The sequence below is a fragment of the Blastocatellia bacterium genome (genome assembly GCA_016713405.1).
In the GTDB taxonomy this organism is placed as follows: Bacteria; Acidobacteriota; Blastocatellia; order Chloracidobacteriales; family JADJPF01; genus JADJPF01.
The window spans coordinates 393,766-409,588 of the sequence record JADJPF010000003.1 but is presented as its reverse complement, the minus strand read 5'-3'; the positions used below and the strand labels follow the sequence as shown (position 1 = coordinate 409,588).

Sequence of the window (15,823 nt, the reverse complement as noted above, 5' to 3'; positions counted from 1 at the left end):
TATACAGTATGCTAATAGAGAAGTTTAATCATAAAAACTAGAAAAACAGAAAAACTCAATAACCTCTAGATTTAGAACCGTTTATAAAATAATTGCTCAATAAATATTTGCTAGACTTTTTTTACTTTTTTAACCAAGTGCTATAAATTATTGCAGAAAATAAATTCCCAATAATTTTTAAGGACAAATCTTTTGGCAAAAACTTTTTTACAATATGGACAACAAGCTATTGAATTTACTTATGACAAAGAGCAGTTTTCTTTGCTAACTACTCCAAGCATTAGTAATACTGCACTTTCTGACACAGATATATTAGTAGCAATGGCTAATCCTATTGATGGTCAGCCGTTAGAAGAAATTATTGATATAGGGGAAAATGTAGTAATTGTTGTTTCTGATGCTACACGTCTAACAGGCAGTCAAACTATTGTCCCACTCTTAGTTGCTCGCTTACTACAATGTGGCTTAAAACTTAATAATATCAGTATTTTATTTGCTACTGGTATTCATAGGCTTCTTACTGAAAAAGAAAAACGATTTTTAGTTACAGATAAAATTTTTGGCTCTATTAAAAGCTATGACCATGACCCTAATGATGAAGCACAATTAACTTACCTAGAAGATACTAGCTATGGGACACCTGTAGAAGTTAATTCTAAGCTTTTAGAGGCTGATCATATAATTTTAACAGGAACAATTGCCTTTCATTACTTTGCTGGTTTTAGTGGTGGACGCAAATCTATTTTACCTGGCCTTGCATCAGCAAAAACAATTCAGCATAACCACTTACTTGCGCTAGATTTTATAGACGGTGTAGCTTGTCGTCGCGCTGGTGTAGGGCTTGGTCGGCTAGATAAAAATCCTGTTCACGAAGATATGCAGGAAGCTGCAAGTATGCTGTCTCCATCATTTTTAATAAACACTATAGTCAACAAAAAAGGTCAAATAGAGCAAGTTTTCTGTGGTGATTGGAGAGTTGCCCACCGTCGAGGCTGTGCCGAATATGCTAACCAACATACAATTGAAATATCAGAAAAACGCGATTTAGTGATTGCTAGTTGTGGAGGTTTTCCAAAAGACATTAATTTAATTCAATCCCATAAAGCATTAGATATGTCAGTAAGTGCCTTAAAAGATGGTGGAACAATTATTTTATTAGCTGAATGTAGCCAAGCTTATGGACGAGAAGATTTCTTAGACTGGTTTAAGCTAGGTAGTGCAACAAATATTGGGAAAAAGTTACAAACAAACTATCAAGTAAATAGTCAAACAGCTTGGTCACTTGCCAATAAAGCCGAAAATTTTCAAGTGATTTTAGTCTCAGAACTTCCACCAGAAGAAGTAAAGCTAACAGGAATGCACCCAGCCCCAGATTTAACTACTGCTTTATCAATAAGTAAGAGTAAAACATCTGGTTATATTATTCCTTACGCTTGCGAAGCAATCCCAGTAGTTAGAAAAATAGATAAATTAAGCTAAATAACCTAATGTCTAAACACGATCCTATTGCAGCATTAAGAATCAAAGATTTCCAGTTATATTCTATAGGCGCGGTGTTAGCCGTTATTGGCTCTCAAATGCAAAGCGTCGCCGTAGGATGGGAACTTTACGAACGTACTAACTCGGCTCTTTCGCTTGGCTGGGTCGGACTCTTGCAAGCTTTACCAGTAATTTTACTAGCTTTGCCTGCTGGTCAATTAGCTGACCAATATGACCGTCGGCGTATAGTCTTGATTACACAAGTATTTACTACTTTTTGCTCTATTGGACTAGCACTTATTTCTTATTATCATGCACCTATTTTTTTAGTTTATCCGATCTTACTTTTGGGTGGAGTAGCCAAGGCTTTTATGTGGCCTGCTCGTTCTGCAATGGTTACTCAACTTGTCCCAATAGGCATTTTTGGCAATGCTGCCACTTGGAGTAGTACATTTTTTCAAATCGGTGCTATTAGTGGCCCTGCTCTAGGTGGACTTATTATTGCAAATTATGAGAGTGCCTTACCAGTTTATATAATTGATGCAATTTTTGGTGTTGCAAGATTTATTTTTGTAGCTTTTATTACTAGCAAGCAAACTATTCATGCTAAAGAGCCAATGACGCTAACTTCTTTAATTGCAGGATTTGACTTTGTTTGGAAAACTAAAATAATTCTGGCAACTATCACACTTGATCTATTTGCTGTGTTGCTTGGTGGAGCAACAACACTTTTACCAATATTTGCTAAAGATATCTTGCAAGTTGGGCCTAGTGGACTAGGTTGGCTTCGTGCTGCTGGGTCAATTGGTGCAGTTATTATGGCTTTTGCTTTAGCGTATTTACCACCAATGAGAAAAGCTGGTAAAGCTATGCTTTGGTCAGTAGCAATTTTTGGGCTGGTAACAATAGTTTTTGGGCTTTCTCAATCATTTCTGCTTTCTTTTAGTATGCTTTTTCTAGCTGGAGCCGTTGATATGATCAGCGTCGTAGTGCGTCAAACGCTAGTACAAGTGCTAACACCTGATGAAATGCGCGGGCGAGTTTCTGCTGTAAATAGTATTTTTATTACTTCATCCAATGAAATTGGAGGGTTTGAGTCAGGTGTAACAGCTGCAATCTTTGGCCCTGTAATTTCTGTTGTTGGCGGCGGAATTGGTACAGTTTTAGTTGTAATCGCTACAATACTAATTTGGCCGGAAATAAAGAAATTTGGCTCTTTACAATAAGTTAATACATTGTAACTTAAATTATGTTGTGTTAACTAGGCCACCAACTAGGATAATCAGTTAACTCTTTAAATTTGTTTAAGATAATATCAAATCCTCTAGTTTGAGTAATTTCAATATAGGCAATGGCTGAAAGTCCAGGTTTTAGTAAATTTGCTTTATCCTCTAAACTCGCATATGCCAAATAAACTTGTTGTTTACCTTGTTTAATAATAGCTTCATTACTAAGTTTTTCTATCTTAGCTAAAAACTCTTCTCCCTCTAACCCTTTTATCTTAATACGAACAAATTTATTAGAGCTTATTTTAGCAATTTGCCATTCTGGTATCTCTATTTCTATCCTCAATTGGGAATTATCTACTATTTTGCATAGCAAAAAACCTTGGTAGCTAGGTTTTCCTAAATATTGTGTTAGATTTTCTTCTACAACAATCCCATCTGAAGGAGATTTAATTTGAAACTCTTGTTTTTGCTTAAGTAATAACTGATATTGTGTATTTGTATCTTCAATACTTTCATCTAGCTGTTTAAGTTCCGCGCTTAATTTGTCTAATTTTGCCTTTGCCGCAGTTAACTGACTCTCTGTTACATTTCTTTTAGTGGCGATTTGCTTTGTAGAACGTTGATGAGTGGCAATGGCTAAAGCTAATGTAGCCTCAGTTTCTTGTTGTTTTTTTAAGGCAAGTTGGTAATTAAGTTTTGCTTTTTGGACTTCTATTTCTGAGATTAAATTGTTAGCTAAAAGTAGTTCTTGTTTTTCAACTATAGTCTTGAGATGGCTTATTTTTACTTTTAGACTTTCTAAGTTAGTGTAGAGTTCATTTATTTTCCCATCTCCTTTTTCCGTTTGTCTTTGACCAAACATTTGTTCTTCTGTAACAAATTCTTCTACTTGACCCTGGTAGTTTTGCAAATAAGCAAGCGTTTGTTCTAATAGCCTTTTTTGTTGATTTATTTTTTCTTTTATAATATCTCTATCATATTGTAATTTTAACGATTTAGAGTTTAATTTGGATATTTCTATATCGCTATTATAATTTATTATAGTAGCAATGGTTTGTCCTTTTGTTACTATTTCTTGGTCTTTAACTAATACATTAGTTATCACCCCTGAATAAGAACAAGTCACAGGTATACTTTTATCTGGTAAGAAAGAAAACCTACACTCTGTAATTATTTTCTCGGGCCATTTTGCTATTAACATCCCAAAAACAATAAATATACTTGTAACTACAGTTAAAGCACGCAAGCGAAGCGGATATTGTGTTTTTCTATGCAATAATATTCTAACTATTAAATAACAAGCTTTTGGAAAGGAAATAATATAGCCTAGCAAAGTTTTATAAAACCTAATTATTAACAATGGAGCAAAAATAAGTGCAAAAAAGTTTATTTTCCCTGCTAAAAGGCTATTAACAAGAAAGAAAATAAAAAATATTGGAAGAACCTTAATAAATAATAAAGATAAACTGCCATAGATTAAATAAAGTATTTTTTGACCTTTAGATAACGATTGCTTTGGCATTTGCTCGCCATAAAACCACCAGTTAGATAAATTAGATATATAATTAGCTGCTTGTGCCTGTAAATTATACTCATCTAATAAGTTAGTTAAAATATAATAACCATCTAATTTTATTAATGGGATAAGATTTATTACAGTCGAAGCTGTAGCACTAAAAAATCCTATATAACATAAGTCTGAAATAATTGTGTTACTAGAAAATATTAAAGCCCCAATAGCTGCTATAGTAGCTATAAGAAACTGTGTATAAAGCCCTGCCAATAAGGTATAAAGTCTGTGCCATTTATTCTTAAATAAATATATATCGCTTATATTACAATATGCCCCTGGAAGCACAAGCCCAAAAATTATTACCCCAACATCGTTAACACGCCCTCCATAATGCTTACAAGTCATTCCATGACCAATTTCATGTAAAGAAACCGTTATAAGAAAACAAATATAGTTAAAAATAAAACCATACTCTCTAACTACCATATAACCTTGACTATAAAATTCATTACGCTGGTTTAAGACCACAAGCATAACTAATCCCATTACTATCAAGGATGAAATCACAAAGGTTTTAGTAAATATCCAAGGTAAAAAGCTATCTAATTTAGTAAAAAATCGATCTGGGTTTGTAAGCTGGAACTTTTTTGTATCCATCAAGTTAGTAGAATCTTTATAAGCTTTTTTATAATTATCTTCTGACTTTGTATCATCAAAGCTATCTATCAACCCAATAGAATCCAACTTAGCCATAATCTTTGTAAGTTGTGCAGGCTTGACATTTAAGCCCATTTGTTGGCGAATAACTTCACACATTTGTGTAATGGTATGTTTACCATCAATTAATAAAATAATCTCTCTTTCCCGTTTTCCTGCCTTAAAATACCTATTAGAACGTGTATCTTTAAACCAAAATACAACTTGGCCTTTTTCCATTTGCTCTACAATGTCAACATACTTGTGTAACCTTGGAGGATAATAATAATAAGTTGTATCACTGTCTGATACTTCTAAATCAATAGATAAATTAACCGTTGAAGGTATAGGAAACAAATTAGCAGTTAGTTTAGTTGTTGCTCTAGCCCTTGCTTTATTTGCTTTATTTGAAGCTTGAAACCCTTCAATAGTAAAAGTCTGCGGTAGAATTTCTACTAATTCATCATAAATAAACAAAATAGTAGCTTCTTTAGCATTGGTATAATTAATGTTTGTTGAATCAGACCATTGTTGAATTTCCTTAATAAGTAAATCTATTTTCTCAGAAATAGTCAAAAGCTCTAATTGCCTTGCAGCTTTTGAAACATCCTCTAGTGCATAACAGACTATTTGACTTTCAAAAAGAGAAGCTTTTTTGGCTTTTAAGTTACTTATAAAAACTTTTGCTGGTTCTACATAAATAGATGCTATTTCACCAAACAATATCCTTAGAGTCGCTTCATCATATGTAACTTGATCTGGTATAGAAGAGTTTTTTTCAAAGGGTTGTTCAAGAGGTGCGAAAAATATTTCCTCAAACACTTCATCAAGGTTAGTAACAAGTTGACCATAAAAAGTTTCTGTAAATTTATAGTCATCTGTTACTACAGGTGTTAGGGATCCAGTTTTTTTATAATTAGATAATTCATTCATTTTTAATATGTTTACGCAATATCTAACAAATAATAAATTTGTTGTTTTATGGTGTTAAGAAGTTTTTATAAATGTGGTTTCTTGTTTTTATATACTAAACATTAATTTTTGCAGAATCAACGTACTTTTAACCTTTTAGTAATTACGCCCTACTAAAACCTACTTTTTACAGTTGACATTTAATTTTAGTGCCTGTATATATACACAGCACAAATTACAACCCAAGTTTACCTTTGTAATCCATAACAATTATATTTTACTTAACACCCAAATAAGTTTTGTTTTTGTTAACCTCACAAATTAACTTGTGGTTTCTGTGGTTTCAGTGCAGCACATTTTCAAAAAATACCCCAAAATTTATTTTTTAACAAAAAGCAATATTAAAACTATTGTTTTAGGGATTGGCCTATTGGGGCCAGCAAAACCAAATATAGAGAGGAAAATTTATGCAAAATAAAAATTCAGATGATTTAGATTTCAACATTGAAGAAGTTGAACAAGTTATTGCTCCTCAAATTGATACTGGCGATCCAAGTCTTGAAGATCCTATTGATGGTGGTGATTCTGGTGATACTAAACTTGATGATAGTGATACTAAGATTGACAACCCCGAAGAGCCAACTAATGCTGCTGGTGCTTTTAGCAAAAGCCGCAGAGCTTTCTGCTGTTAGTCACATAGAGTTTAGCTTTTAGCATAAACTTATAAATTTTTGAAATAACGATATTAAGTTAACTAAACCAAATATAAAGAGGAAAATTCATGCAAGGTAAAAATTTAGATGATTTAGATTTCAATATTGAAGAAGTAGAGCAAGTTATTGCGCCTCAAATAGATACTGGTGCTGGAGATATTGGAGACTCTGGAGACCTTGGAGATGGCAAGGATGATAGCGATAAGGGAGATGAAGATCCCTCTAAAGCTGGTAATTTTAGCAAAAGCCGTAAAATTTTCTGCTGTTAGCCAATAAAATACAGCTTTTAGAGTATAAACTTACGATTTGTTGAAAATAGAATAGGTGTACAGAGTAAACATAGAGAGGAAAATTCATGCAAAACAGAAATTTAGTAGTTTCTATTGCTAACTGTGATTTAGATTTCAATATTGCTCAAATGGAAGAACTCATTGCTCAACAAATGAATAGTGGTGATGTTGATGATAATGCTGATATTGGCGATAGGGATGATTCTAAGGACGACGGAGACAAAAATAGTAACGATCCTAAAGCTGATAATTTTAGTCGTAGCCGTAAAAGTTTTTGCTGCTAGTCAATAAGATTAGGCTCATAAGTCTAAATCTTAAAGCCTTCATAAACTTATTAAGTTTATAAAACATATGTTTATTCTAGTATAAGTTACAGAGAAGAGAGAGAGATTTTTATTAAAATTTTTCTTTCTCTTCTCTTTCGTCTAATAAAAGTTAATTTTTCTTTTTCAACCTTAATAAAACAACAGTATAGAAAATGACTTGTTTGTAAAAAACACATCATTTCTACCTATGTAAGCTTAGTATTGCTAGGTGCTATAAAAACACCTCAAAAAGCGGTTCTATGGCTTTTAATTTTAAGGAGAGGCATGTTTGTAGAAAAAATTGGGACAATATTAGCAGTTACTTTTGCTTTTGTGTTAGCAGCACAAACAGAAGTTTTTGCACAGGTAGGAACATCTGGTATTACAGGAACAATTTACGATGAAACACAAGCTGTAGTTGGAGGAGCGACTATATCAGTTATAAGTAAATCAACTAATCAAACTCGTCAAACGGTAAGTGCAGAAAACGGATTTTTTTCTATACAAAACTTACAGCCAGGAGACTTTTTAATACAAATTGAAGCTGATGGATTTAACAAACTAAAATTAGAAAATATTTCCATAAACATAGGCGAAACAATACTACTAAAAAGCACTCTTAAAACTGCTAAAACAGAAGATGTAATAGAAGTCCTTTCAGGAGATACATCTATAGTAAATACTTTTAATCCACAAATAGCAGGAGTTATCTCTGAAAAATCAGTAGAAAACTTGCCATTAAATGGACGCAATTTCTTAGAGCTAGGTCTTTTATTACCAGGCAATACTGCTGCACCTGTATTTAGTCCTGTTAAAGCTTTTCTTTCCCAAGTATCTTCCTCTGGTCAATCAGCACGTGGTAACGGGATTTTTGTCGATGGAGCAGATAACAATGAAGATATAGTAGGAGGTCTTTTACAAAATTTCCCGCTAGATAGTATACGAGAATTTCAAATACAGCTTGCTCAATACAGTGCTGAAAGTGGTAGATCAAATTCTTCAATTATCAATATTGTCACCAAAAAAGGTTCTAATCAATTTCATGGCTCAGGAGCATTTTTCTTTCGCAGTGATGAAATATCTGGACTACCACCAACACTTGATAGAAATGCTGTTGCAGCTTTAGGTAATCCACCATTTGATCGCCAACAATATGCTTTTACTCTTGGTGGCCCGATTAAAAGCGATCGGCTTCATTTCTTTAATGCTCTTGAATATCGTAATCAAGATGGAATATCAATAGTTGGGCAAAGAGATCCTATTAATAGAGTTATAAACACTATCTATGCACCATCACCATTAACAGACTTTTTGTTAACTTCAAGAGTTGATTTAGCCCTTGGTAACAAAGATCAAATGTTTTTCCGTTATGGCATACAACGAGAAGATAATATGGATGTAGGAAGTCCTATTAGACCTATATCTACACCAGACTTCCGTTTAAAAGTCTTTAATCGCTCTCAATCCTTTGTTTATAACTGGGTTCATACTTTTTCCCCAGGTTATTAAATGATTTTACTGCAAATGAGACTTATTACACCGATAGGATATCTAATACATCTGAAAGACCTTTTCGCGTTTTATTCCCTTCTGTTGCTGATGGTACTCCAACACAAGATACTCCAATAAATGATCGCCAAAATCGATTTCAACTTAGAGATGTTTTAAGTTTAGTAGCAGGCTCTCACACAATTAAATTTGGTGGCGAACTTCATTTTGTTAATACAAGAGGCTTTGACGGCTCTTTTTCTGGTGGATCTGTAACTCTTAGAGAAGATTTTGCATCTCGTGATCGTAATGGGGATGGTAAGATTGATGATACAGATATTCCCTTAGTTTTTACTATTAGAATTACTAGTCCCTCCTCTGCTAGAACAAATAGTAGCAATAACAAATACTTAGGCTTATTCTTTCAAGATAATTGGAAGGTGACACCAAATCTTACACTTAATCTTGGAGTACGATATGAACTAGATACTAATGTTACAGCTAGAGATAACTTTAATATAGTCACACCTCTTATAACAAAACGTCCTAAAATAGATGGCAACAATTTTGCTCCACGAATTGGGTTTAACTGGTCGCCTTTTAAAGATAATAAAACCTCTATACGAGGCGGTTATGGAGTTTTTTATACTCGTACTTTGCTCTCACTTGCCACTGGTTCAAAAACATCTACATCTGGCCTTTCATTTGCTGAAGTAAGAGGTGGTTCAGTATTGGATAGAAACAGTAAAAATTTTGTCCCTGGCTCACCTACCTTAAATTCAAATACTTTTTCAGGAGAATTTTTTGAAGCTTTTAATGATTTTCTAGTTTTTGACCCTAATCTAGCTACACCCTATGTTCAACAATTTAGTTTTGGAATTGACCGCGAACTACCTTACAACATAGTTATTTCAGCAGATGCACTACACACTTATGGAGTAAAATTTATTCAATCTAAACTTCTAACAGAAGACACTTCTATCTTTATCAACGTATCTTCCCTAAAGAATTGGTATGACAGTTTGCTTGTTAAAGTAGAACGAAGAAGAGGAAAGTTTTTTAACTTTCTTGCCTCTTACACATTTGCAAAATCATTAACTATGTCTCAGGATTTTCAACTGATTGGAACAGATAGTCGCTAATGTAAAGGTTGATAAAGGCCCTCCACCAAATGATATAAGGCATCGTTTTTCTTTTGCTGGGATATATAATGCTCCTTTTGGAATAAATATATCCTCAATACTTACTCTTGAATCAGAAGTGCCTATTAATATTCGTCTTGATGATGGCTCACGCCTCCCAATAGCGCAAGTTAATGCAGGAGCAAGACAATTTAAGACAGGAGCAGAACTTAATGCCTTTATTAGACAAATCAATATGGGTGGAGGTGTAAATGGAGACCCTTTACCATTTGTTGCAGATGACCTAAAACTAGGAGATGGTTTAGCTTCGGTTGACTTAAGAATAAATAAAGAATTCAAACTAAAAGATAATTTTTCTTTACAAGGTATAGTTGAAGTATTCAATGTGTTTAATGTCACCAACATAAGAGGAAGTGGAATAAATAATTTCTCTGGTATCCAAAACGTTTTGGCGCGAGATAGTTTTGCTCCAAGAGATCCTAGATTTTTACAAGCATCAACTTTTGGTAGAAACATAGCAAATGCTGGAGGAATTTTTGGTACAGGTGGCCCTCGTGCATTTCAATTTGCTTTTCGCCTAAGTTTCTAGCTTGTTTTTAGAAACTAAATCTTAAACCTTGATTTTATTTATTAGAGGTTTTTATAAAAAGTGACCTAAAGCAACTCTCACAATACTTTGGTAATAGATATTAATAAACCAAAGATTGTAGCGTTGCTTTTCTTTCTTATTACTATTACTTATTAAGACAACCATTATTAATGGTTGTTTTATGGAGAATAATAAATGCAAGTACTATCAGCTTTACTAATAATTTTCCTTATTCCTGTGATGTCAGTTATGGCCCAACAATCATCTTTGTTAACTATACGAATAACTGACCCAAATCAAATTTTTAGTAAGGTCAAAGAAAACCACCAAACCTATTCTGCTGAACATTTTATGGTTACACGCTTCATTGATGAAAGTGATTGGTCAGCAGATGGAAATACTATAGCCTTTATTAGTAATATGAGTGGTCGCAGAAATATTTGGCTAGTTGCTGCTAATGGAGGATGGCCCAAACAACTTACTATAAGCGACCAACAACAAGCATATTTAACCTGGTCAAAAGATGGTAAATGGATAGCTTTTGTATCTGATTATGATGGAAACGAGCAATGGGATATTTTTTTGGTTTCTCCATTAAACGGTGAAGTAATAAATTTAACAAATTCTCCTGATAGTTCTGAAGAATTCCCTTCTTGGTCTCCTGATAGTAGCAAATTGGTTTATCAAATCAGGGAAAAAGACTCCCCATCATATGAAATTCAAGTTATAGATATTTCTAATCATAAAGTCCAAAAAATAACAACAAACACTCCTAATGAGCTTTCTAATGATAGCCCTTTTTGGTCGCCTGATGGTCTACATATTGGCTACACACAATTTAGTGCTGATGGTGCAACTTCAAATATTTTTATTGCTGAGATTGCAACAGGAAAAACAACTAATCTTACTTCAAAAATGGAAAGCAAACTCTATTCGGCTAAAACTTGGTCAACTGATGGAAATAAGCTTTTAATCGCTTCTGATGCAGCAAATGGTTATGAAAATATTGGATTGTTTGATATTGCTTCCAAAAAAATTGAATGGTTAACACAAGATAAATCAATTGCTGAAGCTGGTAGTTTCTCTCCTGATGGCAAAACTATATCTTGGGTATCAAATATTGATGGAAATAAAGAAATCTTTCTCTATGATATAGACAAAAAAGAGAAATACACTTTGCCTATAGCTAAAGGAGTAAATACTTTAGGAGGTGATAAAACTGCCTTTACTAAAGATGGCTCTAAGCTGCTGTTCTATCATAATGGGCCTGATTCCCCTAAAGATATATGGGTTTATTTGATAAAAGAAAAAAAATCTTACCAAGTTACACATTCATTTGTAGGTGCAGTAAAATCAGAAGATTTAGTCCAGCCTTTTTTAATTCAATATCCTAGCACTGATGGAAAATGGCAAATTTCAGCATTTGTTTATGTTCCACATAACCTTAAGCGCGACAAACAAAACCCAGCAGTTGTTTGGATACATGGCGGGCCGGCAACCCAATCTGTAAATTGGTTTAATCCTATAATTCAATATGTTGTTAACCAGGGATATCTAGTTATAATTCCTAATTATCGTGGCTCAACTGGTTATGGAACTGAGTTTATGAATGCAAACAAATTTGATGCAGGTGGGGGAGATTTAGCAGATATTATAGCTGCTGCTGAGTGGATCAAAAAAACTGATTATGTTGATCCTAAAAAACTAATATCTATGGGTGGTAGCTATGGGGGTTATTTAACTTCTTTAGCTTTAGCTAAATTTCCAGAAAATTGGGCAGCAGGAGTAGCATTAATCCCCTTTGTTAATTGGTTTACAGAAGCTGAAAACTCAGATCCCGCAAGCCGCGAATATATAACAAGCTTTATGGGAGACCCTGTTACTAATAAAGATTTATGGGAAGATCGTTCTCCTATTTATTTTGCAGATAAAATAAAAGCCCCTATGTTGATTTTAGCTGGTGATAAAGATCCTAGATGTCCTAAATCAGAAGCTGAACAAATGGCAAGCAAAATAAAAAAACAAAATGGTATAGCAGAATTAAAAATATATGAAAATGAGGGACATGGATTCTCTCGTATAGAAAACGAAGTAGATGCACTAAAAAGTATTAGTAATTTTTTGAAAAAGTATGTTCCTGTAAATCCTAAAACCCAACAATAAAACTTTCTGTAGCTCTAAAATAAAAAGCTACAGATTTGGATTAACTTAAGATGTTAAATTTTACTGATTCTTCAGATTGGTATCGCGCTATTGACTTAAAAGAGCGTATTGGTTTGCTAAACAAATCATTACCCCTAAAAACTAACCTTGAACTTGGACAACAGAGGCTAAAAAAATGGCGGGAACTTTCACCTCTCAAAAAAGATAGTATTTTTGCTGAATGGCTAAATCTGCAAGGTATTACAGAAGAAACACTGCTTTATTTGTTAGGCCAATCACCTGATGACCTAAAAAACAATTATGAAACTACACCTGATTGGTTAAAAACTATCCTTAGAGCTTTTACTTATCAAAGCGAAGGAAAAATAGAGCTTCCTGTAAAACTACCTAGATTAGTTCAAGATAAAAGCATAGTAGGCTTTTTAGACACATTTAAACCTCTTATTGATGAATGCTCTAAACCGTTAAATGAAGCTATTCAAGAACTTAACGATAAATATAAAAAAATCTATAAACAACTACCTTTTGACCCTAAAACTATAAAAGACGTTTTTTTAAGCGGTTTTTTACCAGAGTTATTAATTGAATTAATACAAATAATGGTTAAAAAGTGTGGTGAATTACGCCAAAAAGGTATGCTTAAGGGCGATACACCTAAACAAAGGTATGAATACTTCTTGGCTTATATGCGCCAAAAAGATGTGGCTCTTGACTTATTGCAGGAATACCCTGTTTTAGCTCGACGACTAGTAATAATGCTAAATAATTGGGTAAAATTTAGTATTGAAACCCTGGAACGACTATGTAAAGACTGGATTGATATTAAAAATATATTTACACCTAAAGAAGATCCTGGAGTAATAGTTCTGGACAAAGGAAATAACGTAGGTGATATTCATAATAGTGGACAAGTAATAACACTAACATTTAGTTCTGGATTTAAGCTACTTTATAAACCACGTTCTTTATCTATGGATTTGCATTTTCAAGAATTGCTTAACTGGCTTAATAACAAAGGAATAGAACCATCTTTTCGTACACTAAAAATACTCAATCGTTCTACTTATGGATGGACAGAATTTGTTACTTTCCAAAGCTGCCATTCAGAAGATGAAATCTCTCGATTTTATTATCGTCAAGGTGGCTATTTAGCAATACTCTATGTACTTTATGGAACAGATTTCCATAGTGAAAATTTAATTGCTTCAGGCGAATACCCAATACTGGTTGATTTAGAAACACTTTTTTGTCCACCAGATAAAACTACCTCTAACAATAAAGTAGCTAACTATTTACAAGATTCTGTGCTAAAAACTGGATTATTGCCAACACCCATTTTTGGTAATAAAGATAATAAAGGCATAGATTTTAGTGGACTAGCAGGTCTATCAGGTCAATTAACCCCATATCCTCTACTTTACATTGAATTATCTGAAACAGACGAAATACATATTGTCCATAAACAACTTAGATTTGAAGAAGAAAGTACACACCAGCCTAAACTTAATGGCAAAGATGTCATTTTGCAGAATTATGTAGAAATAATAGTTAAAGGCTTTACAGAAATTTATCAATTACTGCAAAAAAATGTGACTACTCTGATATCAGCAGATGGTTTAATAAATCGCTTTGCTAAAGATGAGGTTAGAAGACTTCTTCGCTCTACTAGAGAATATGGAATATTGCTAACAGAAAGCTCTAATCCTAATATGTTACGCAATAGCATTGCATGTGAATGGCTTTTTGATAATTTATGGAAGCAAACAAAAGATCAGCCCTTTTTATTAAAAGTAATTGCTAGTGAGCGTGAGTCTTTATTACAAGGTTTTATTCCTCGCTTTTTTACATATCCTGAATCAATCAATTTGTGGTGCGATAATAATAAATGTGTACCTAATTTCTTTGACAAACCCGCTATAGATTTTGTCAAAGCTCGTCTCCAAGAACTTAGCGAAGAAGATCTTACAAAGCAAATTTGGCTCATTCGTGCTTCATTTATTACCCTAATGGAAGATACAGAAAACGTTAAGCCAAAATCCTATAAGTTTATTCCTAGCAATAATAAAAGCACTAATGATAAAGCTTTTATTAAAACAGCCTCAGCTATTGGAGATCAGCTAGCAAACTTAGCCATAATTGATCAAAATAAGGCTACTTGGTTAAGTTTACAAGTTGGTAAACTGGATAATTATTATATTTCTTCATCAAAACTAGATTTATATGATGGCCTTGCAGGAACTACATTATTTTTAGCATACCTTGGTTATATCACTAACCAAAGCGTTTACACAGATTTAGCAAAACAAGCACTAGAAAATATAAGACAGCAAATTGGGCGAGCCAAAAATAGAGATCTTAAAAACGTTGGTGGTTTTGGTGGTCTTGGTGGAATTATTTATCTATTAAATCATCTATCTAGGTTATGGAATGACCCCAAATTAATAACAGAAGCACTAGAAATAGTTCCTCTCCTTCCTTCTTTAATAGAAAAAGACATTCGTTTTGACCTTATTTATGGTAGCTCAGGATGTATTATTAGTCTGTTAAATTTACATAAGTTTATTACTAAGTCTGAAGATTTACAACAAATAAAAAATATTGCTATTCAATGTGGAAACCACCTTATTTCTAAAATTGAAACAACTCCTCAAGGAAAAGCTTGGGTGACAACTCCAGAAAAAAAACCGCCGCTAGGAATGTCTCATGGTGTAGCGGGCATTGCTTGGTCGCTTTTAGAACTTTCCGATTTTACAAAAGATAGTAGTTTTGCTAGCACAGCAAAAGAAGCTTTAAGCTATGAACGGAGTTTCTTTTCTCCTCAAATGGGTAATTGGCCCGACATAAACAGAGATGACACAGACGATGCAAAAAACTCAAATGAGAAATTCAGAATAACCTGGTGTCATGGTGCAACTGGTGTTGGAATAGCGCGGCTTTTATCAATAAAACATCTTTCTAATGACAAATTTATTGAACAAGAACTTAGCACAGCAATAAAAACAGTAATCAAAGGTGGATTTGGTAATAATCATTCGCTTTGTCATGGTGATTTGGGAAATTTGGATTTTCTGTTACAAGTAACAGAAAACCAGCATGGCTACAAAATTAAGAGCCAAGTGCAAAACATAGCTTCTATTATTTTTAACAATATAAATAAACAAGGTTGGCTATGTGGTACTCCACTTAGCGTAGAATCTCCAGGTTTAATGGTAGGAATTGCAGGAATTGGTTATCAGTTATTACGGCTAGCTTCACCTGATATAGTTCCTTCGGTTCTTTGTTTAGCACCTCCTAAAATTTAATT

The 15,823-nt window shown here is 33.4% G+C and carries 11 protein-coding genes; 10 read left to right on the top strand and 1 reads right to left on the bottom strand.

What is annotated here, in order from left to right:
- Positions 1 to 192 precede the first annotated feature (192 nt).
- Both larA and IPK14_05235 read left to right on the top strand, forming a co-directional pair.
- Positions 193 to 1,479, top strand: a complete 1,287-nt coding sequence (gene larA / locus IPK14_05240; GenBank protein ID MBK7992825.1) for a nickel-dependent lactate racemase — start codon at positions 193 to 195, stop codon at positions 1,477 to 1,479.
- 8 nt (positions 1,480 to 1,487) lie between these two features.
- A complete protein-coding gene (locus tag IPK14_05235) occupies positions 1,488 to 2,705 on the top strand; it encodes an MFS transporter (protein MBK7992824.1) in 1,218 nt (405 codons plus the stop codon).
- A 31-nt stretch (positions 2,706 to 2,736) separates the two neighbouring features.
- On the opposite strand, the gene IPK14_05230 is transcribed toward IPK14_05235, so the two are convergent.
- Positions 2,737 to 5,850, bottom strand: a complete 3,114-nt coding sequence (locus tag IPK14_05230; GenBank protein MBK7992823.1) for an efflux RND transporter periplasmic adaptor subunit — start codon at positions 5,848 to 5,850, stop codon at positions 2,737 to 2,739.
- Between the two features lie 446 nt (positions 5,851 to 6,296).
- On the opposite strand from IPK14_05230, the gene IPK14_05225 reads away from it, so the two are divergent.
- From IPK14_05225 to IPK14_05190, 8 genes are all read left to right on the top strand, one after another.
- The gene (locus IPK14_05225) at positions 6,297 to 6,521 is read left to right on the top strand and encodes a hypothetical protein (GenBank protein MBK7992822.1); all 225 of its coding nucleotides are present in this window, start codon (positions 6,297 to 6,299) and stop codon (positions 6,519 to 6,521) included.
- Between the two features lie 89 nt (positions 6,522 to 6,610).
- On the top strand, positions 6,611 to 6,811 hold the full coding sequence (locus IPK14_05220) for a hypothetical protein (GenBank protein ID MBK7992821.1): 201 nt from the start codon (positions 6,611 to 6,613) through the stop codon (positions 6,809 to 6,811).
- An 86-nt stretch (positions 6,812 to 6,897) separates the two neighbouring features.
- Positions 6,898 to 7,116 (top strand): hypothetical protein, encoded by a 219-nt coding sequence (locus IPK14_05215; protein ID MBK7992820.1) that lies wholly within the window; start codon positions 6,898 to 6,900, stop codon positions 7,114 to 7,116.
- A 306-nt stretch (positions 7,117 to 7,422) separates the two neighbouring features.
- Entirely contained in the window at positions 7,423 to 8,646 is a 1,224-nt protein-coding gene (locus IPK14_05210) for a carboxypeptidase regulatory-like domain-containing protein (protein MBK7992819.1), read from the top strand.
- A complete protein-coding gene (locus IPK14_05205; GenBank protein ID MBK7992818.1) occupies positions 8,616 to 9,767 on the top strand; it encodes a TonB-dependent receptor in 1,152 nt (383 codons plus the stop codon). The genes IPK14_05210 and IPK14_05205 overlap by 31 nt, the downstream gene beginning before the upstream one ends.
- On the top strand, positions 9,748 to 10,356 hold the full coding sequence (locus IPK14_05200) for a hypothetical protein (protein MBK7992817.1): 609 nt from the start codon (positions 9,748 to 9,750) through the stop codon (positions 10,354 to 10,356). The genes IPK14_05205 and IPK14_05200 overlap by 20 nt, the downstream gene beginning before the upstream one ends.
- Positions 10,357 to 10,551: 195 nt before the next feature.
- Positions 10,552 to 12,519, top strand: a complete 1,968-nt coding sequence (locus IPK14_05195) for a S9 family peptidase (protein MBK7992816.1) — start codon at positions 10,552 to 10,554, stop codon at positions 12,517 to 12,519.
- 50 nt (positions 12,520 to 12,569) lie between these two features.
- Positions 12,570 to 15,821 carry a type 2 lantipeptide synthetase LanM family protein gene (locus IPK14_05190; GenBank protein ID MBK7992815.1) on the top strand — a complete coding sequence of 1,084 codons (3,252 nt, stop codon included), beginning with the start codon at positions 12,570 to 12,572 and terminating at the stop codon, positions 15,819 to 15,821.
- Positions 15,822 to 15,823 lie beyond the last annotated feature (2 nt).